Genomic DNA, 19,372 nt, shown 5'->3' with positions numbered 1-19,372 from the left:
TGACAGATCACTGAAGGGATACACTAAAGCAAAAGGGGGATAAAGATCATTATGGCCCAGCCACTTGTGGAGGGCTCTCTACTCGTAACGAAGGTAACCACACACCCCGGGACGGCGATCTTATTACGATGCCACGTACCGTTACGTGGCGACGGCTTACCAATCGCGCCTCAGTCAGTGGCACACCTTCCAGTTCCCAGCTTTCATGGGTCGCTGTCTCAAGTATGACCGTTGGGAAGGGCTCATTGCCCTTGATGTGGATCTTACCGACCAGCGTCAGATGCTGTCCTTCCGTTGGTCCCACAGCGCATGCAGCAACGCTAAGGGCAATTAGCAAAGCAATCATGTGAGTCACAGGTCCACAGGAGATGTGTTCATTGAGGCACTCTCGTTCGCATCATTGAATCACGACGGACAGTGAGGAGTGGGGCGGAATCTTGACCGTTTCGCTATACATTCCTTTCACATGCTCCCGTACTACTGGCACGTTGGCATAGGGGTGGAGCTCCGCGGGCACCATTGATAACTGACCACGATCATTTAGAAAGGCGCCCGCGTTAATTTCGGGCAACACGAATGCACCTTCCTCTCGCAAAGGGAAGCCAAAGCCGTCTGGGGCGGGTTCCTTCATCAGTGCACCCGATGTCGCGGCGAAGTGGCGCAATTCCTGTTGGAAGCTGGAGGTTGCTGCCGTGCCCCGAACTGAAGATTCGAGAACCGCCATCGAATCAGTGCTGCTAACGTTGGTAAGAAGATGCTTGTAAAAGCTCAGTCCGAGCTGACGGTTGAGAAATCCACCGAGCGATCCCCAGATTGAATATCCGTTGCATGTACTGGCTTTGTCCCAATCAAACAGACTGCAATTGTGAATTCGGTCGCCAAATCTTACGTAGCTGGTGAACCGGACGTCCCTAATCGTACTGAAATTCTTCTCGATGGCCTGGCTCACAAAGTCCTCAAACATCATAGCTGTGGCTTCTTCCAGCCATATTTCGAACTGATAGTCCGGGCCCTTGGAAATGCCTCGGCGGTAGAAGTTCTGCATGTGCATGGCTTCATGCGCCATTGCGGACCGCATGTAATTCAAGCCGTAGGTCCCATTTTGGTACATTTCCTCAGAGTTCAGGTAAAGCGACACCGATTCATTTGAGTATGGCTCGCTCTCACGCTTGATTGCGTTGCGCGCGTAGAAGTATCCGGCCATCTCGGAACCCCTAGTGAACTTGGCGATTACGATGTCAATTGGATCGTCATGGCCGCTAATCAGATCGTTATAGCTGTGGGGCCCCCAGAGGGGTCCCCCAATTGATTTCAGTATATCGTAGATCTTGCCAGGCGAGACGAAATCGCCTGCTAGCGTGTCGAGAACCGCTTGACTCACCTTTGTTGGATCGAGTTCAGTTGTCTCTACCCAGAAATTGACAATGGTGCCGTCAGCTGTCATGAGTTTACGAACCAAGGTTGTGGAGCGAGTCGTATCGTCCGCTAAATACCAGATTCTCACACTACCGTTATCCAGTCTACTAGGCGACAAAGAATAGAGTGAAGCATAACTTTGCTCTTTGGCGTGCACTCTCCATCCATCTCGATTAAAACTCGATATTCGGCGCTTAAGCGCTTCCGTGCCATCATCCAATCGTAGTTGCTCGGCCACGAAGGAATGGTTCCGCGCTGCCACTGCAATTGTCGGCATAACTTGTGGAGTTCCGGTTTGATTAGTGAAAACGAGCGTTACATCCTGCCCGTTCAGCCCTGAGATGCTGATGGGAGCCTCCACAGCCGAGGATGTACTATTAACGCTTTCCCAAACACCTATGCCGCTACCAGCATAGGTGTGTGCGTCCAGCGCCCCGCAGTTCGAGCAGCTCTTCTTGACGGGAACCGAGGCGGTGGTGGTGGCCATCGTCTGCGGGTCTGGCGAGGCCAGGGGATCGTCCCCGTCACCACCGCAAGAGGCCAGCACAATAGATATCAGCGCTGCCTGAGCCACGCTCCAAAAGAAAAGCAATGCGCGCTGCTTGTACTTCATATATCTTCGCTCCTTTCGCGATACCTTTTTTTTTAGCATTTGCCAGGTATTTCCTAACGCAATGACGCCGACTGTCATTCTATATCTCTCTAAATTTGGTATTGAGATGTCATCCGTCCCTGGTGAGACACGTCATGAATTAATCATGTAGCTGCGCATATAGCGAGATCTATGCCACTTACGGTAGATGGGTAAATTGTGATTACCACTCTGCAATTGGTGTATGATATTTTTCGCAATGCGGTGAAACTGGACTTCAAGCCGACAATTGCGCCATTGTTTTGTTCATTTCGTGACGCGCAATTGCGAGGGGTCTCACTGGCATCGATTTGGGCCCAGTTTCGCACCATGAGACTCGATAAAAAAAGCGCGCATTGACGTGTGTCAAACTATGCCGCTGCTGTCAATGCCAGTATATTTGTTGTACTAGGTGGGCCAGGGTTTGAGTTCTGCGCTCAACATCCAACTAGAACGGCCATTGAGAGGCTTTACGCATCTAAAAATGGGTTTATGATTTTCGCTGTATAGCGTGAGACCCAATTCCAATCGGAGTCAAATTCAACAGATAGGAACGGAGGGGGCAACGCAGGTTAGGCTTTTCTCTCATTTGAGAATTCCCTGCAAGTATCGAAAAGGCGGCTTACGCCCACACAAGATACAGAAATTCCCCACAATCGAGAGAAGGTGGAACATGACATACAACATGTTAGCTATACTGCCATCCCTGTTGCCCGCGGCAATAGCATGGGCCCAGAGCATGGCCGAGCCTGTAATTCGGAACGGGGGCGCTCTAACCGAACAAGGTCTATCGGTCGCTAGTTCCGTTGGTGTTGCTATGCCGGAACGCATCCATATCGCAATGGTCGATAGTTTCCCGATGCCCGAAGATGAAACACTGCGAAACGTAGTTTGTTCAACAGGATTGTTCGGTCCAGATACGGTTGGATTGACGCTGGGATACGCCATATTGATTGCGGAAGGTCATGCTACACGGCGCTTGCTCACACATGAGTTTCGGCATGTTCGTCAGTATGAAAAGGCTGGTTCACTGGAGAAATTTCTCCTTGCATACCTAGCCGAAATCGCGACCTTTGGCTATTTTGATGCACCGCTTGAAATCGACGCGCGCGACCACGAACTGCCTTGAGACGGAAGATTCGCCCCGCAGGCACCTTTGCCAGCGAAGCCGAAAGCACCAACGCAACGCACTCTCCGGACAGCCTCTCAGGCGCACAGCTTGGCGCCCTGCCGAATGCTCAGCGTAACCGGTGGGGCGAGCCTCTTGTCTTCAGCAATTCAGTCCCGGCCTCAATCAACCCGTCGCGAGATGCGGTCGTGGCAAATTCTGCGAACTTCAGGGCAGGGTAGAATCTCGCGCGTCGCTACAGGGCCGGACGCCGTGTTGGTTGCAGGCAGCGGACTCATAATCCGCCGGAGACATCCCACCGTGGGTTCGAATCCCACCCGGCCCACCAAGCGTGATATGTTTCATAGCTCTTCGACTCTTCACCAGGAACGGCGATATCCAACCAATCCGTAGCTTCACGTTCTCGAAACTATAAAGGCGCACGACGGCCACTGATGGTGCAATAAATTAGGCCGCAATAGTGGTGTGCATCGGACTTGCGGATCATCGGGTTGCTGGGATGCCGAGAATCCTAGACGGTCTTCTTGAGTCATGAGCCATTTCACAGGCATAAAAAGTCCGGTGCGGCCCAAACCTTTGCGCCTTGAGGCAGTCGGACGCCACGGGTGTCAACGCCGATCGAATGTCGACCCTACCGTGCAATTTACGTCCGCCACCGACACACGCGCTCGAACTGCGTGCAAATCATCCCCCGTGGGGACAAAGGAGATGCCAGACGCGCCGAAGAAATGGCCTTCGACACAGAAGCGTTGATGCCGTTATCGCGTCCGAATGTAGGCATCGAAGAGGACCGGATGCAGTCCGCGCAATACCTTTCGACTTCCTGTGACCAGGCTGGCTGGCAAGGCGCTAATCGCTCCATTCCGCCTCGACGTCGCTCGCAAGATGTCCTGCGAGGATGTAGTCCCCGAGTCGCGCCGCTATTGCCTCCAGATGCTCCAGCTCAGTGGCGGGTAGATCGCCCAGTGCAAATTGGCAGTAGAGATTGCGCTGCCGGAACGTCCGCTTCAGCCGACTCAGTCCAGCAGCCAGCGCGGCAGGCGAGTTTACCGCGATGTTCTCATGGCTGCGATACTGCACGCGGACACCACGCTTGCCTCCCAGACGGCCAAGTTCAACCGCGTCTTGCCAACCGGTCTCGTAATCCAAATCGACGACGGTTATCCCCACCGTGTCCAGTAGCTTCAGCGCCTGCTCTTTGGTGCACGCTCGAGCTATTCCCATTTCACCTCCAACGCAAAGGGTGACGATTTACACACTACGCATTACCCCCGTCATGCTGCAATGCAAAATTGTAATCGCGAATGGGTCGAATTGGGTCCGTCGGGAAGGCTTGGACCTATGGGTTCATCGCGCCCATGATGGCTGCAAAGACTTGTTCGCACATCACAGGGAGATAAAAGGAACCGGGTTCACGGAGACGGCACCCGGGGATATTGACGAATCGCTTGTCGCGCGAGGACAGGCCTCGGCACTGGTCATGCGCGGCGTGAGTCTGTCCGCGGCCCGATATGTCGTCAAGCTCGCCTTCGATGGTCAACAACGCGGTAGAACGGATGTCCTGGGGACGCACGGCCTGACCCCGCACGTGTCAGGTGCCGAAGGAAATATGAAACTCCTGAAACACGGTCCGAACAGTGTCGAGATAGAAGTCGGCGGCCATATCGAGCAGTAGTCCACATATCGAGATCCCAAAGCAGGGCTGACTGCGTAGCGGCGAGTCCGGAAAGCTGCACGAAACTCGGACAGACCTGACGGCCGGCGTTTGCATACGGCTGCGGCACGGCGTAAACCAGATTACGTCGGAACCACTGGATGGGTTCGAGGCAAGGCGTCCAATTGCCAAAGGATTGCGACGTGCATCGATCGGGCCGCCGATGAGCGTCAGGCTGCTTGGTGTCTCTCATCCCTGCTTGCCAACAGCGCGATGGCTCCCAAGGCGGGTACGGTGGCCTGGCAAATAGCGAGCACATGCAACGGCGCCACGTCGATCTCTCGGATAAAATCCTGAACGTGAGTGATATAGTCGTCCAGATGAAATGATCCGTCGGCCACCGGTATGTGGCGCGCATTGCTCCAGTCCGTGACATGGACAATGTGCTCGTGCAACAGCGATAGCACCACCTCACGCAGCATGACGGCATGATGGCCGGCAAGGGGAGCACGGACAAGTACTGCGCGAACCGCTTGCTGCACGTGGCCCGGGGCAGGGGCTTCAAAATGCCATAAGCGACAAAACGGCCTCTCCGAGGCGATTTGCTCGACCACGGGAACGACACGTCCGTCACGAACAATGTCCGCGATGCCAAACGAAGGATCGTCGCGAGCGGTGCTGAGGCAGTGAGGTCTATCCCAGCCCGCAGCAAATTGCTTCGCACCTGGAATGTAGGCAAAGCGACTGAACGGATTGGCAAAGGCTTGGGCAGATTGATCAGCCCACGCCAGCGTCATTGCCCGCTGATACTCGTAATTCTGATAGAGCATGGCGACTCCGACCAAGCAATCAGTCGCCGCTAGCTGCCGTTGTGGCCCAGCCCCACGGATTACTCTCGGCTCGAGATCTCACCGAATGCGGCGCACCGCGTCGAGTATGGAATGCCCGTGGCTGCTCAGTCGCGGATGGAGGCCGCTACTATGCCCATGTTCGTGCGACACGCACACTCGTGTCCGTCCGCGTCACGTTAGACGCATCGACCCTGGGAGAGTACTCCCACATGCTAGTGAAACGAAGCCCACCATAGCTTACGCCGCTAGCGCCTGCTCACTTTTCAGAGTCATCTGAGAAGCGTTGCTTGCAGTACTGGCTTACCAGCCAGTGCCCGCCCAAAGGCGCGAACCACGCCCTCGGGCGTGGCTTTGTCCACTCCCAAAGAGGGGGCAATGGCTTTACATGCCGAAGTCAGGCATCAAGTTTGAACGTGGCCACGTTGGCCACCAAACGCCAAGTGGGCGAATGTCTTCTGCCCACAAGGCGGAGCATTTGCATGTCCGGTCCAGTGGGACCGGCAGGTAGGGTTCAGGCGGAGCGAAAGCTCTGCACGCTATGGTTCGGTCAAACACGTCCGCGAGGGCGCTTTGATAGAGAACCTGCTATGCGACTAGCAGTAGCCTAGGGAGACGCGTCACTGGTAACGGTGGGGTATGAAGCTCTCCTGACAATGTAGCCCCCGTAAGGGTGCCCGAGGACCGTGAGGTCTTTTGGTAGAGACTCCAAGCAGCCATGGGGTCGAGGAGCTAGGCTGACTGGTATGGGTAACGGAAGTGAACTGCTGATAAACGTCGTGAGTATTGCGGTGCCAAAGCTGCTGACAGGCACTAACCAAAACGGTATTTGGTCGGTTGCTCCGCTGGACATTCGGAGCACGTCGTCACTAGACCATCGGCGAAGAGGCAGACCCTAACCCGGTCTTGTAGCGTGCAGGGAACGTGGTAAGCCCGTATGGCTGCCCGGGCGCAGTGCGGCTCAGGCAGGCGGACCGTAAGGAACGCTGTTGGCTGTGCGGGTATGGGAGGTTGGAGAAAGCGAACGCCGGATTGTAATGATTCGGATAGGGGTTGAAACATCACCTCACGCGAAAGCGGGCAGACTTCCAACTGGTCTTTCGTCGCAGGACGACTGGCTAACCCGCTTGAAACCGAAATCTCTTCCCCTGAGGGGCAATATGCCCCTCAGGGGGCATGTTGTCTCTGCGTTTTGGGGGAAGACCTCAAGATAGGAGAGCAGCATGGAAGTATTTATCCGTGAGGATGAATCTGCGCTCTCCGGCGCACCGCAACGCTGGGATGCCATCAATTGGCGCCAAGTGGAACGGAACGTCCGGGCAATGCAGATTCGAATTGCGAAGGCAACACAGGAAGGGAACTGGCGCAGGGTGAAAGCCTTGCAACGGTCCCTGACCCGCTCGTTTTCCGCCAAGGCATCGGCGGTAAAGCGAGTGACGGAGAACCAAGGTAAGCGAACGGCAGGCGTCGATCGCGAACTGTGGGACTCGCCTGAAGTCCGGTGGGAAGCCATCGGACGGTTGAAGCGCCGGGGGTACAGGCCATTGCCATTGCGGCGGGTCTTTATTCCTAAGGCCAACGGGAAGGAGCGCCCACTAGGCATTCCGACCATGTTGGATCGAGCCATGCAGGCCTTGCACCTGCTGGCGCTGGAGCCGGTGTCCGAAGGGACGAGCGATCCGAATTCTTATGGGTTCCGAATCAATCGTTCCACGGCGGATGCCATGTCACAGCTGTTCGTCAACCTGTCCAGAGGGCACTCAGCCCAATGGATACTGGAGGCGGATATCAAAGGTTGCTTTGACCATATCAGTCACGACTGGCTGGAGCGCAACGTCCCGATGGACCGAGCCATCCTCCGCAAGTGGCTGAAGGCTGGCGTGATATTTCAGGGCCAGTTTCAGGCGACCGATGCCGGAACACCGCAGGGAGGAATCATCTCCCCGACTCTGGCAAACGTGGCGCTGAACGGGTTGGAACGGCAACTGGTTGCTTCCTTCGAGAAGAAACTGGGGGTCGCCAAAACTCGGAAGCTGAAGGTGAATGTTGTGCGCTATGCGGACGACTTCGTGATCACGGGCACTACGCCTGAGATCCTACAAAACGAGGTGAAGCCGTGGGTGGAGCAGTTCCTAGCGGTACGAGGGCTGACGCTATCAACGGAGAAAACGCGGATCGTCAACATAGCCGACGGCTTTGACTTTCTAGGGTGGAACTTCCGGAAGTACTCCGGAACGCTGCTCATCAAGCCGAGCAGGAAGAACGTGCAGACGTTCTACCGCAAGGTGAAGGATGTCATCAGTGCCAACAAGACGGTGAAGCAGTCAGAGCTGATTCGACTGCTGAACCCGATGCTACGAGGTTGGGCGCAGTACCACCGCGCCGTAGTGGCGAAGGCGGCTTTCAACCGTTTGGGGCACGACATATTTCGTGCCCTATGGCGGTGGGCCAAGCGGCGACATCCAGGCAAGAAGGCGGATTGGGTGCGGAAGAAGTACTTCGGCTCAGTCGGTCAGCGCAGCTGGGTGTTTGGCACCACAGTAGTGAAAGATGTCGATAGTGAGGTATGGGTTGAGTTGTACTCGCTCGCGAGCACGCCCATCAAAAGGCACCAGAAGGTCAGAGGGGATTACAACCCCTTTGATCCGGCGCAGGAGGTGTATGGTGAAACATTGCGACAGGAGCGGCTGCTTGACAGCATGGCGCACCGAAAGCAGTGGATCAAGCTGTACATGTCCCAGCGGGGCTTGTGTGCTCTGTGTCAGTGCAAGATGACCAAGGACACTGGGTGGCATGACCACCACATCGAGTACCGCGTACGCGGTGGCTCCGATGGTCTGAGGAACCGCGTGCTGCTGCATCCGAACTGTCACGTCCAAGTGCATAACCACGGGCTTTCTGTTGTAAAGCCGGTGCCATCAATTTGATGGTATTTTTGTGAAGGCTTGAGCCGTATGCGGGGAAACCCGCACGTACGGTTCTTAGGGGGGAGTGGGCCAGCAATGGCCTGCTCCTACCCTCCCATGGTTACGAGCTTGCGTTGCAACAAGGCATCCAGTTGCTCGGGGTCGAGATCGTGAATGTCCGGAGCATCACCGAGCAGCAGCAGAGCTGCGATTTCGTGCGGACTTAGCATGTCGTCCTCCTTTGAGAGCGAAAAGGGAAATGCGACTGCTGATCCGTGGCCTGCACCACGGAGGAAAGCGAGAACGCGAACCGCTAGGGATGTATCGGTGCAACAGGCGCTGTGGGAGCACACCGGTCGTCCACAGTAACCGCTTTGTTCGCAGGAGGCAAGCGATCGCCATCCTGCGCAGCAGCAGAGGGGCCAAATCGCCGATTTGTGATCGCGTGGCTAAGAGCGGCTAACAAAACTTCTCGACGAATCGCGAGCAGACGATAGCGCACACTAGCGTAAGGTGAGGGACATGGATGTCGAGGCGGCGTTCGAAGCGAGCACGCAGCTTGCCGAGCCCGGCATGCCCCAGGCGTGCATGCGACCAACAAGCCAGCGATGTTTGCCGAGGCGGTCGTTCTTCGCGATGCCACGGCATGCTGCGGGTATTGCATCGACCAAGTCTTCGAGGACAACCGAGTCGTGCCGATTGCAACCGATTACAGTTAGTGCCCGAGGAACGCCTCGCCGATCTACGATGAGATGGCGCTTGCTGCCTAGTCTGCCGCGATCTGTTCGGTTGGGCCCGGTATGCTCGCCGCTCGGGGCGGCCATTGCTGTGCTGTCAAGCTTCGCCCGACTCCAGGCATCCCGGCTTCGGCGCGCTCGCCAGTAACTCGGACGGTCTCTGTCCGCGTCACCTGGATATGTCCCTAGTCTGGGACCGTTCGAACTGGCTGGCTATGAGGAAGCCCTATCATAACAGGAAGACCGCGCGCTTCGACGTCGGCTTCGGTCGACGCCGGCGCAAGCTGTAGTAGCGGACCGGCAGCAGCACGAACAGCCGATATGTGTCGACAGGCAAGCACCCGCAATGTGCGTTGGCGCACGTTACGTCGGGGTACGGGGTGACAATATGCATGCAGGGCGGTAATCGCGCGCGAACTGCGATTTTCTCCGACGCAATTGAAGCGGCGCGGCGCCACTCCCATTATGACTTCGAACTGTAAATCTTAGTTATTAAATTCGCATAAGTGTCAGGGCTCATTCCAGCTTTGCCTAGCCTTGCACGCAAAGTCCTACCTTTGATTTTATTAATGCTATTCTTGAGGTCCATTAGGCCTTGCAATTTCGGGGATTCCTTTACGTCCTTTGGCTGTTGTTCGACGAGAACGGCGAGTGCATCAATTACTCTGCCTATTTGGCTTCCATAGCTGTGATCACGCGTGATTTCACGCTCCATATCCGGATCCGAGCTATTCTCCTTGTTGATAGTGATTGAATTGTTGGTAGTGCTATTGGTTGCGAACCAGCCCGGTAAAATTGGCTGGCAGAAAGTTGCGAATATCTGCGAAAACGCCTTCATCGTTTCCGCCATTGAGTCGATCAACTTATCAGTATCATTGAAATTTTTATCATGTGTCCACATATTTGTATGCCTCATTTCTATAGAGCGCCTTGGGCAATGTCCAGTGACTAATAAAGCAAGGATTGAGGTTGATGATCCTCTTGCTAAAATCGTGACCACCAACCCTCTAACGAAAGGGTCGGAATACCTCATCTGCTTTGCCTCAGTCCGCTAACCGCAAACTTTATGCCAAACTGGCGCAGCGCTCTGAAAGACGCTCCTACGCGGACCCACGATAAGGGGCCCATCCCCGAAGATAGCAACGGTTCAGCTTGGATTTGACTCGCCCACAGACGTCTCAACCAAGCAGGTGCCGATCTAGGCGCAGAGAGGATTGAGAATGAGGGAAACGGAAATAGTGCGGCTGAGACTATGGACTGGGCGGCCACGGTACCTTATTCTCACATCTGCGGCAAGAATCGGCACAGTCATTCGAAACGATGTTGTTAGGAATGCTGGAAGAACGCCAACATAATTCGTTTGCTTTGTCGAATTTCCGACGTCACGATTGCTTATTTGACCGCCTCGGTGCTGGCACGCTTTTTGTTACTAAACCGCAGTGTATCGAAATCTGTGATGACAAGCCACCGACTATCTGCTCATGTCAGTGCTATGAAGTCGCACAGTAAGGCTATATAGGAGGGCAAACTCGTAGAGCACGCGGGGATCGCCCATGCCCGGCCACGGTCGCCCGCACTCCCGGCCAGGTCCCCACAGGAGCATTGGGCCATGATTCTCCAGTCGACAAGAAGCACCCCTTCGGCGCGCTCATCGGACCGCTTTTGTCAGCGCATGCCTGTTGGAGCGAATCGGGCAATTTGGACCAACTCTAGTTCGGGAAAAGAACAGGGGCGGCCATACGGAAGCATGACGCCATCGCTGGCCGAACTTCGCCCGCTGTGCTGTCCTCGATTCGCCGCGACCAGTACAGATTGCATTTCATGGCTCGGGCTGCCGAGCCCGCCAAACGGTTCGCGTTGGGCGTCCAGAGTCAGGGCTGAAGGATTCTTCCCTAAAGTGAATCCACGCTGCGGAGACCACTTATGAAATGCGAGCCGACATATATATGTGGAAAAATAGCCTGGTCACTAATCACAGAATGACCGGCATGAGCTATATGGATGACCTTGCATTCGATCCTCGGTTAACTGGGTATGCGCATCGGTTAGGGATCGAATTGCCGCTCGAGGTTGGCTTAGTGGAGTGGAAGGGTCGGTCTTACTACCATGTCAGTGGCGTGGATAGAGAGGGACGTCGTGTGCTGATTGAAGTGTTCATCATCAATTCCCGCGGAACTCTGCAAGCCGTCTTGGCGTTCGAATATCCACCGCCGATCCGCAATCTGTACCCTAGCTAGAAGCAGCGCGCTTTGGTGCCTAAGACCGCAACCGCAGGCGTGCCTGTGGTCGGTCAGCAAAGGGGAAGAGGATGAGGCCGATCTTTACTCGTTCGCCGCCATTACCGACGAGCCGTCTGAAGAAGTGTCTGCTGAAGGCCATGACCCGTCCCAACCAAGCCTGAGCACGTGGCAGCCCTGCTGCATCCCGACGCCAAGAATCTGGCCGCTGTCGATGCCATCCTCGATGACGGCAGGTAACCGTACTACTAGCACCGTCTGGCCGCATAGCGGCGCCCCATCCCGTAGAATCCCTTTTTCCTCAACTTGTACTGCGAAGGTCCCGGCAATGCGCGTTGGCCGCCCGATTCCTGCGCTTCCCCAGCCTGTCTGCGACAACTGCGGCGCCAAGGCGACGCTTGCCCGGGCGGGTGAGGGCACCTACCCCTACCTCGAAGACCATGGCCCGGTCTGGATTTGCGTTTTGTGCCAGGCGTGGATTGGCGTATGGGCCCGCAGCAAGCACAACACGCCGCTGGGTCGGCTGGCCAACGCGGCGTTGCGCGAGCGCAAGAGCCAACTCTACGATGCGCTCGAACCGTTGGTCGCGGCAAAGATGCGCCGCGACGGTGTCAATGCCTTCAAGGCCCGCGGAAAAGCCATGAAATGGCTCATTGCATCGCTTGGTCTGGAGGTCGCGACGCCAAGCATTCATGCACTGTCTCTCGAACAATGCGAGCAGGCGATCCGATACGTTGAGGAATTTCAGGCTTCCAGACGAGCGGATCGGCTCACTTGAACAAGGCGAGGTGAATGCCGTCCCAAGAGGGGGGCTGCGGTTCGTTTGCACGGAGCCGTGGGCAAAAGTTCCGGCTCCGCGTGTCGAGTTGGCCCGGCATCCACGACAAGTCCACCACGCGCTGGGCAATCAGCTGGCGTACCTCGCGCTCGCACTGCCACTGCCCATGGACGCCGACCAACGACGCGCTCAGGATCCTTGCGAAAACGCTCCAGCACGGTAGGCCGGATGATCACGTTGATGACCCCCAATTCCGCGTCCGGGTCCACGCTGCTTCCCCGAAACTCGCGCGCTGTACCGCGAGTCTGCGGCCCGCTGTTCTTTCGCTACGGCATCACGCCCACCGCCAACAAGCTCTATCAGCTGGTGTGCAGCATGGGAATACCCGCCGAGGTGCTGCAGTGGGGTCTGGCAGGAACTGCTCGGGCAAACCCGCGTCACCATCGAACATCCCGACCTGCCACAGGCGTTGAAGGACATCGCGGCCGGGGTGGTGCAGACCAGCTGGAAGGCGGCCAATGAGGGCCGCCGCCTGCGAGCTGGGCACGCTGGGCGGCGACAATCATTTTGTCCGGCGTAGCGACAAACATCTTGGCCGGTGGCGGGAACTCGGAGGCGGCGTAGCCGCCGGAAAGTTTCCGCCACCGGCGGCGCCGAGTTGGCCGGGTTCTACGATGGCTGATCGCATCAATAAGCGGTCAGTCCATGTCTGGAACCCGTATTACCGACCAACAGGTTAGCCTCTACATGTCCAAACGCAAACAGCATACCCAGGAGATTGCCGCTGCCAAGGCCGGCATCAGTGTGCGCAGTGCCCGGCGTATCGACCGTGATAGCCAACTGCCTTCGCAGAAGCCCCGCCGTTACTGGCGCTCGCGGCCCGATCCATTCGTCGAGGTCTGGGACACCAAGGTCGTGCCGATGCTTGCTAGCGAGCCGCGCCTGCAAGCCATCACCATTCTGCGCAAGCTCCAGGACGACCATCCCGACCAATACCCATGACAGCATGCGCCGCACGCTCGAACGGCGCATCAGCAAGTGGCGGGCTGTGTCTGGGCCGGCCAAAGAAGTCTTCTTCCCACAGGAACACGCGCCGGGGATCCGGGCACTGTCGGACTTCACCGATATGCAGGCGCTGGGCATCACCATCTCCGGCGTTCCATTCCCTCACCGCCTGTATCACTTCGTGTTCGCGTTCTCTCGCTGGGAGTACGCCCAAGTGGTTGAAGGCGGAGAGAGCTTCGAGGCGCTGTCCTCGGGCTTGCAGAACGCGCTCTGGCAGGCCGGCGGCTGCCCGCGAGAACATCGCACCGACAGCCTCTCGGCGGCGTTCAAGAACCTGAAGGAGCAGGAGGACTTCACAACGCGCTACGAAGCCCTGCTGGACCACTATGGGATGACCGGCACCCGTAACAACCGCGGCCTGGGCCACGAGAACGGCAGTGTGGAGTCATCCCACCGCTATCTGAAGGAGGCTGTCGACCAGGCACTGATGCTGCGCGGCCACCGGGACTTCGAGGATCGAGCCGCCTATGAGGCGCTCCTGCGCGAGGTCGTGATGCGTCGTAACCGGCGTCATGCAGCGGCGTTCCGTCTCGAGCGCGAGCAGTTGACGGACCTGCCACCCCGGCGCACGACGGACTTTGCCGAAGAGGAAGCGCGTGTCACCCGTTGCAGCACATTCACCGTGCGCGGCATCCTCTACAGCGCGCCGTCCCGTCTGATTGGTCACCGTCTGAAGGTGCGTGTGTACGGCGACCGACTGGACTGCTACCTGTCCGGAGCCATGGTGTTCAGCACTCCTCGGGGCTCCCACGCCGCGCACAGCACCCGCCGCGCTATCGACTATCGGCACTTCATTGAGGGGCTCAAACGTAAGCCGCAGGCCTTCAAGGGCCTGGCGTTCCGGGACGATCTGTTCCCTCGGGAGGCCTATCGGCGAACCTGGGAGCGGCTTGATGCCCGGCTGTCGCAACGCGACGCGTGCAAGACGATGGTTGGCCTGCTTGAGCTGGCGGCCATGGACGGTATCGAAGCCGTGCTGGCCGTGCGCCTGGAAGCCATGTTGGGCGATGGTGATCTGCCGGATCTGGAAGCGCTGCGCGAGGAGTTCTCGCCGCGGCAAGCCGATCACCCCGTCATCCATGTCCAGATGCCGGCGACCAGTTGCTACGACGCCCTGCTGGGCCAGGGGGGCGCAGCATGAACGCGCCGCTCCCAATTGATGCCGCCCGCCTGACGTTGATGCTCAACGAACTGCGCCTGCCCACCATTGGCCGGCTCTGGCCAGAGTTCGCGCAGCGCGCCGACAAGGAAAGCTGGCAGGCAACCCGGCTGCTTGGCGCCTTGCTCGAACACGAACTGGCCGAACGGGCCAAGCGGCGTATCGAACGACACCGAACCGAATCCCGCCTGGATCCAACCAAGACGCTGGCTGCCTTCGACTTCAGTGCAGTGCCCATGGTCTCCAAGGCGCACGTGATGGCGCTGGCGAGCGGTGATTCCTGGCTGGAGAAAGGTGCCAATGTGTTGATCTTCGGCCCGCCGGGCGGTGGGAAGAGCCACCTCGGATCGGCCATCGGGCATGCCCTGATCGACGCTGGGTACCGGGTACTGTTCACGCGTACCAGCGAGATCGTCCAGAAGCTGCAGGCAGCCAGGCAGAGCCTGCAGTTGCCTGCCGCCCTGGCCAAGCTCGACCGCTTTGACCTGATCATCCTGGACGACCTGTCGTACGCCCGCAAGGACCAGGCCGAAACCAGTGTCCTATTCGAGCTGATCGCCGAGCGCTATGAGCGGCGCAGTCTGCTGATCACGGCCAACCAGCCGTTCTCAGGCTGGGACAACGTGTTCCCTGACCCCGGCATGACCATCGCCGCGATTGACCGACTCGTCCACCATTCGACGATCTTTGAAATGAACGTCGAAAGCTACCGCCGGCGCACCGCAAGCGACAAGCAGTCTGCTCGCCGCCGACAATCATCCAGCGACAACGACAATCACCGCGACATCGATAACGGAGCGACAACCATGACCTAACACTCACCGACAATCATCCCGGCCAACCGGCCAAAATGATTGTCGCTGGACCGGCCGTCCTGCTTGACGCTATCTAGCACGCTGCGCGCCGAGGCCGAGCGCGTCTTCCACGCCGAGACCGCACTCGCGTGTGAGGAAGCCGCAGCGGCCGCGCGTCAAACCATCGAGGAAACTCTGACGGCGCTGGCTACGGAGCGGCAGGCCCCCGCCGCGACCCAGGCGCGGCTGGAGGCGGGCTGCGCGGAACTGGAGGGCGCGTCCCGGCAGCTAGAGGAACTGCGAAACCAATTCTCGACGGAGCTGGAGCGCGCTCGGGAGCAGGTCGCCATTGCCCAGGACCGGACCGAGGCCAGCGAGCGCCGCGCCTTGTGCGAGCGACCTGGGCCTCGAGCCGGGCGCTGACCTAGGCCCGCGCCACAGCTACGTCGCGCGCCTCATGGGTAGCCGCCGCCAGCTCTGTGCGCAGTTTCTCGGTGGCACGCTTGCTCTTCTGGCGCGCGAAGCACTCCGGGTCCGGGGCGGCGGCAATCCGCTGGATCCAGGCCGAGATGGCCGACTACGGGCTGACCATGGAGGAGCTGACAGCGACGGGGTGCTTCGATCCGCCGCCCGCGCCGCCATCGCCCCCACCGGCGGCGGCGCCTGAGGTCTGTTACCGCAACGCCGCGGGACAGCGCTGGGACGGGACCGGCGAGGTGCCCGACGGGCTGCAGCGGGCGGTCAATGCGGGGCAGACCGTGGAATTTTACCAAGTCTACTAGTTTGGTCGGCTAGCTGTGAAGCTTCAATATGTTGTATCCCTGGTTCATCCGAACTGAGTCTAAAAAACGGGAAGTCGCCAAACACCCAGACTTCCAAGAGCTCAGCGGGATGAACACCCATAAGAATTCCGACTCACCTTTGCCAGTCGATTCGAGATGGTCCAAGAGATCACCGAACATGGCCTGAGTGTGCTCGAAGCAGCCGCTAGCCATGGCGATACAGCACCGGCGGCTCGCAAGTGGCTGGGCCGCTAATCTGGCAGGTGGCGTGCCGGCGTTGGCCGACGCTTCGTCCCGCGGGGCGTTTTCCTTCCCCCAACTACTTGGGGTGTGGCCAATGTGAGCGCCAGCGAGTTCTTTCTTATATCAAAGGGAGGTGGTTTGTCTATTTCTATATAACTACCTTAGGGTGCCGGATTGGCTTTATCGTGGCATGAACCCTAGAGTTGAAACCATGCATATGATTCGCAGCAGATGGACGACGGCGGTAGGGCACTCTCTCCCGTCCAGCAGTTCTACTTGGAGAAAAGCATGCGGCAACTCGCGAATTTAATTCGACATTCTATAAGCAACAATCACTTAAAGTCGTATGTATATAGTTACCCATCAAAAAGATCATATAAAGATCTACATAATATCGGCATTGCGGAAATATGGCGCTCCGGTGAGCGCGGCCCAGTTTCAATATATATCCATATACCATTTTGCAGATATCGGTGTACCTATTGTGCGTTATTTTTAACGACCCAACATACAGAGCGCGTAATACAAAATTATGTTGATAAGATATGTGATCAAATCGAATTTTATGCGACGTACGCCGGAAGGAAGACTGTTGTTTCCGTGTATTTTGGTGGCGGAACACCGACTATTCTAAAGAAAAAACAATTCGAGCAGATTTTTTCATCAATTCAACATGGATTCAAAAATATTTCGTCCTCCGCTGAGCTATGTGTCGAAGGTTCGCCCGACTCGATATCCGAGGAACTTCTCGGTTTCTTGAAAAGCCAAGGCGTGAACCGAATCAGTATGGGCATCCAAACCATGGATTCCGCTGAACTGAAGGCCAGTGGTCGTCCATACCCGGTTTCCAGAGCAATCTCTGCGATAGAAAATATCCAAAAGTTTTTCGAAAATTTCAATCTGGATCTCATCTACGGCCTTTCAGGTCAGACCTACGAAAGCTGGGCAAATTCCCTTCGCCACATCGTTTCATTAGGGCCACCGACTATCTCACTTTATTCCGCAGTTAGCCGACCTCTCACAGCCATTTATAAGCAACAGCGATTGAAGCCAGAGCGATACATCGACGACCAAGACAAATATGCAATTTACGATAGTAATGTGGAGTTTATGCAAATTAATGGGTACCGACAAGAGTCCTTCACTAGGTTTACCCATCTGCCAGAGAATACTAGCGCGTATGCCCAAGAGACTTCCGACTTTCTCGGCGTTCCGCTAATCGGAATCGGAGCAGGCGCAAGAAGCTACAACGGAAAATGCCACTACAGCTTCGACTACGCAGTCGACCTCAAGGAGGTCAGCAAGGCCATTGAAGATTATTTGAACCTAGAAATCACCGAACATAGCATGGTGAGATACGGGATTGTTCTTGATGCTTACGAAGAGCGCTTGAGATATTTCATCCTCAACCTTACGTTGAACCAACTCTCGAAGGCATACTATTCATTACAGTTCGGCCGGAATCTGTATTCTGATTTTCCGGAAGTGATTGATGCACTCGAGGCGGAGGGGTGTATCGAGCCACCGTCCAATGAAAGGATTCGATTGACCAAGAAAGGATACAAATACAGTAATTTGGTCGCGCACCATCTTTTCTCGAACCATGTGAAGACCTTGGAAGAAAGGTATGTCCCACGATGACGAACAGTGAGCGATTTTGGGAAAAAGGTTATTCGGACGCGAAAGTGTGGACGATGGGCGGGCCGAGCGTTGAGGTATTTGAAATTGAAGAGTTTCTACCACGAAACTCGACTGTTTTAGACGTGGGATGTGGTGAAGGCAGAAATGCGCTCTTTCTTGCGCTCAGGGGACACAAGGTGACTGCCTTGGAACTTTCCTCGAGCGCCGTCAAGAAACTTCGTTCTATTGCTGACCGTTATTCGTTGAACATCGATGTGATCGAGGGACGAATCGAGGATTTCGTACCGGATGAAGATTATGACCTAGCTTTGGCGCACTCATCGCTACATTTCGTGACGAAAGACGTGTGGATTCCCTTGCTCCGGGAAATGAAGCAACGGACTAAGCCGGGCGGATTTCACAACCTCACATCGTTTATTGGAATTCCTCGCTATCCAGTTCCGCACGAGTGTCGACATGCCAATTCGTTTGACCGAGGCGATCTCGACTCGCAATATTCGGACTGGCAGATTCTTCGTTCCGACTTCTACGCGAAGTGGGATTCCCATCCGGGTATTCCGACGCATGTGCATGCCGTTGAGAAGTTTCTCTCAAGAAAAACAAACTCGGTCGAGCGGCTCGGATTGAGGAAGGTCGATCTTTCGAACAACGACAGTCTTCCATTAATTTTGTTCGACAGTATACCTCTTGGAACCGACGCTACCACAGTCAAGTCGATGGGTGTTCGTCCGAGACACGTCAATCGGATTGAAATGCCAGGGTGGAACATGATGTCTCCTACGGAAATGACGGGTAACTATGTGGTTGAAGAGTGGATTTTTGGGAAACACGGGCTCCAATTCACACAGAGTATTTTGACGGGTAAATACGAGTATTTTACGTCACCAGTTTCGTTGCGGAACTCTAGTAACTATCCTACGGAATAATCCAGCCATGCGCTGGGATCACCACGGTGCTACCCAGAGTGTGGGGTGAGGGACTATGACGACGGCTTCGCCGTAGCATAGGTTGTCGAACAACTGCGTGGTGCCAAGTTGTGTCACGGGCCGACATGGACGAATGCTGTCTGCATTGTGCGTGCACCGGCGGCCGCCCGGCCGCGAATCAATATTGACACGGCTGAGGCGCTGAAACGTTGTATCAAAACCATCAGCGCGCAAAAATCTCTGCCATGCACAAGCTCGGCGTGAACACCAATCATTAATTGGTGATGTTTTGCGTTCGACACAAAATGTTTGTGCCGGCGTGCTGGGATGAACATGGGCGGACCGCAGTTGCCGGTACTTCTTCTTCGGCATTCACAACACCTTACCAAATGGCAAGGTGTTACACTTCAGATTTGAGGCGGCCCC

General features: G+C 56.4%; 14 protein-coding genes, 1 tRNA gene and 4 pseudogenes. 12 read left to right on the top strand and 7 right to left on the bottom strand.

Translation table 11 applies throughout. The annotated features are described in order from the left end of the window. Window positions 1-397 precede the first annotated feature (397 nt). The gene (locus tag VSR71_RS29840; RefSeq protein WP_115683899.1) at window positions 398-2,029 is read right to left on the bottom strand and encodes a M30 family zinc metallopeptidase; all 1,632 of its coding nucleotides are present in this window, start codon (window positions 2,027-2,029) and stop codon (window positions 398-400) included. A gap of 691 nt (window positions 2,030-2,720) precedes the next feature. Between VSR71_RS29840 and VSR71_RS29835 the strand changes: the two genes are divergently transcribed. Both VSR71_RS29835 and VSR71_RS29830 read left to right on the top strand, forming a co-directional pair. Next, window positions 2,721-3,176, top strand: coding sequence for a hypothetical protein (locus tag VSR71_RS29835; RefSeq protein WP_115683898.1), 456 nt, complete (start codon window positions 2,721-2,723; stop codon window positions 3,174-3,176). 240 nt (window positions 3,177-3,416) lie between these two features. Continuing rightward, a tRNA-Ile gene (locus VSR71_RS29830) sits at window positions 3,417-3,504 on the top strand. A gap of 521 nt (window positions 3,505-4,025) precedes the next feature. Here VSR71_RS29830 and VSR71_RS29825 read toward each other — a convergent pair. From VSR71_RS29825 to VSR71_RS29815, 3 genes are all read right to left on the bottom strand, one after another. Next, a complete protein-coding gene (locus VSR71_RS29825; protein WP_115683897.1) occupies window positions 4,026-4,400 on the bottom strand; it encodes a PHA-granule associated protein 4 in 375 nt (124 codons plus the stop codon). A 115-nt stretch (window positions 4,401-4,515) separates the two neighbouring features. Next, the gene (locus VSR71_RS29820; protein WP_306437265.1) at window positions 4,516-4,749 is read right to left on the bottom strand and encodes a hypothetical protein; all 234 of its coding nucleotides are present in this window, start codon (window positions 4,747-4,749) and stop codon (window positions 4,516-4,518) included. A 311-nt stretch (window positions 4,750-5,060) separates the two neighbouring features. Continuing rightward, the gene (locus tag VSR71_RS29815; RefSeq protein ID WP_231942353.1) at window positions 5,061-5,660 is read right to left on the bottom strand and encodes a hypothetical protein; all 600 of its coding nucleotides are present in this window, start codon (window positions 5,658-5,660) and stop codon (window positions 5,061-5,063) included. A gap of 1,241 nt (window positions 5,661-6,901) precedes the next feature. Here VSR71_RS29815 and ltrA point away from each other — a divergent pair. Continuing rightward, the gene (gene ltrA / locus VSR71_RS29810) at window positions 6,902-8,605 is read left to right on the top strand and encodes a group II intron reverse transcriptase/maturase (RefSeq protein WP_115683896.1); all 1,704 of its coding nucleotides are present in this window, start codon (window positions 6,902-6,904) and stop codon (window positions 8,603-8,605) included. An 86-nt stretch (window positions 8,606-8,691) separates the two neighbouring features. Here ltrA and VSR71_RS29805 read toward each other — a convergent pair whose 3' ends face one another. From VSR71_RS29805 to VSR71_RS29795, 3 genes and pseudogenes are all read right to left on the bottom strand, one after another. After that, window positions 8,692-8,814 (bottom strand): hypothetical protein, encoded by a 123-nt coding sequence (locus tag VSR71_RS29805; RefSeq protein ID WP_269462467.1) that lies wholly within the window; start codon window positions 8,812-8,814, stop codon window positions 8,692-8,694. 229 nt (window positions 8,815-9,043) lie between these two features. Beyond that, window positions 9,044-9,438 (bottom strand): annotated as a pseudogene (locus VSR71_RS29800) (transposase); the annotation flags it as partial. Window positions 9,439-9,784: 346 nt separating this feature from the next. Next, window positions 9,785-10,354: a hypothetical protein gene (locus tag VSR71_RS29795; RefSeq protein WP_231942352.1), complete on the bottom strand. Its 570-nt coding sequence runs from the start codon at window positions 10,352-10,354 to the stop codon at window positions 9,785-9,787. A gap of 1,532 nt (window positions 10,355-11,886) precedes the next feature. Here VSR71_RS29795 and VSR71_RS29785 point away from each other — a divergent pair. The 9 genes and pseudogenes from VSR71_RS29785 (at window position 11,887) to VSR71_RS29745 (ending at window position 18,946) form a co-directional block, all read left to right on the top strand. Continuing rightward, complete coding sequence (locus tag VSR71_RS29785; protein WP_115683894.1) at window positions 11,887-12,336, top strand: zinc-finger-containing protein; 450 nt, start codon at window positions 11,887-11,889, stop codon at window positions 12,334-12,336. 250 nt (window positions 12,337-12,586) lie between these two features. Beyond that, window positions 12,587-12,859: pseudogene (locus VSR71_RS29780) on the top strand (DNA-binding protein); the annotation flags it as partial. A gap of 182 nt (window positions 12,860-13,041) precedes the next feature. Then, window positions 13,042-14,542 (top strand): annotated as a pseudogene (istA, locus tag VSR71_RS29775) (IS21 family transposase). After that, window positions 14,539-15,375: an IS21-like element helper ATPase IstB gene (istB, locus tag VSR71_RS29770; RefSeq protein WP_012354406.1), complete on the top strand. Its 837-nt coding sequence runs from the start codon at window positions 14,539-14,541 to the stop codon at window positions 15,373-15,375. The pseudogene istA and the gene istB overlap by 4 nt, the downstream one beginning before the upstream one ends. A 63-nt stretch (window positions 15,376-15,438) precedes the next feature. Beyond that, on the top strand, window positions 15,439-15,777 hold the full coding sequence (locus tag VSR71_RS29765; RefSeq protein ID WP_306437264.1) for a hypothetical protein: 339 nt from the start codon (window positions 15,439-15,441) through the stop codon (window positions 15,775-15,777). 146 nt (window positions 15,778-15,923) lie between these two features. Then, the gene (locus tag VSR71_RS29760) at window positions 15,924-16,136 is read left to right on the top strand and encodes an H-NS histone family protein (RefSeq protein WP_115684032.1); all 213 of its coding nucleotides are present in this window, start codon (window positions 15,924-15,926) and stop codon (window positions 16,134-16,136) included. Window positions 16,137-16,245: 109 nt separating this feature from the next. Further along, window positions 16,246-16,446, top strand: a pseudogene (locus VSR71_RS29755) (leucine zipper domain-containing protein); the annotation flags it as partial. Window positions 16,447-16,610: 164 nt separating this feature from the next. Next, window positions 16,611-18,020, top strand: a complete 1,410-nt coding sequence (locus VSR71_RS29750; RefSeq protein WP_306437263.1) for an STM4012 family radical SAM protein — start codon at window positions 16,611-16,613, stop codon at window positions 18,018-18,020. Continuing rightward, the gene (locus tag VSR71_RS29745) at window positions 18,017-18,946 is read left to right on the top strand and encodes a class I SAM-dependent methyltransferase (RefSeq protein ID WP_115683892.1); all 930 of its coding nucleotides are present in this window, start codon (window positions 18,017-18,019) and stop codon (window positions 18,944-18,946) included. The genes VSR71_RS29750 and VSR71_RS29745 overlap by 4 nt, the downstream gene beginning before the upstream one ends. Window positions 18,947-19,372 lie beyond the last annotated feature (426 nt).

Origin of the sequence: Cupriavidus oxalaticus (assembly GCF_038900635.1) — a bacterium.
GTDB classification, from domain to species: Bacteria; Pseudomonadota; Gammaproteobacteria; order Burkholderiales; family Burkholderiaceae; genus Cupriavidus; species Cupriavidus oxalaticus_B.
Note: the sequence above shows the minus strand (reverse complement) of the source record. Positions and strands in the feature narration are given on the sequence as shown.

Coding starts and splice junctions, on each gene's coding strand:
- VSR71_RS29815 (WP_231942353.1), bottom strand. CDS start 5,660: ATGCTCTATCAGAATTACGAGTATCAGCGGGCAATGACGCTGGCGTGG.
- VSR71_RS29785 (WP_115683894.1), top strand. CDS start 11,887: ATGCGCGTTGGCCGCCCGATTCCTGCGCTTCCCCAGCCTGTCTGCGAC.
- VSR71_RS29805 (WP_269462467.1), bottom strand. CDS start 8,814: ATGCTAAGTCCGCACGAAATCGCAGCTCTGCTGCTGCTCGGTGATGCT.
- VSR71_RS29825 (WP_115683897.1), bottom strand. CDS start 4,400: ATGGGAATAGCTCGAGCGTGCACCAAAGAGCAGGCGCTGAAGCTACTG.
- VSR71_RS29795 (WP_231942352.1), bottom strand. CDS start 10,354: ATGAGGTATTCCGACCCTTTCGTTAGAGGGTTGGTGGTCACGATTTTA.
- istB (WP_012354406.1), top strand. CDS start 14,539: ATGAACGCGCCGCTCCCAATTGATGCCGCCCGCCTGACGTTGATGCTC.
- VSR71_RS29835 (WP_115683898.1), top strand. CDS start 2,721: ATGACATACAACATGTTAGCTATACTGCCATCCCTGTTGCCCGCGGCA.
- VSR71_RS29745 (WP_115683892.1), top strand. CDS start 18,017: ATGACGAACAGTGAGCGATTTTGGGAAAAAGGTTATTCGGACGCGAAA.
- VSR71_RS29840 (WP_115683899.1), bottom strand. CDS start 2,029: ATGAAGTACAAGCAGCGCGCATTGCTTTTCTTTTGGAGCGTGGCTCAG.
- VSR71_RS29750 (WP_306437263.1), top strand. CDS start 16,611: ATGGACGACGGCGGTAGGGCACTCTCTCCCGTCCAGCAGTTCTACTTG.
- VSR71_RS29760 (WP_115684032.1), top strand. CDS start 15,924: ATGGCCGACTACGGGCTGACCATGGAGGAGCTGACAGCGACGGGGTGC.
- ltrA (WP_115683896.1), top strand. CDS start 6,902: ATGGAAGTATTTATCCGTGAGGATGAATCTGCGCTCTCCGGCGCACCG.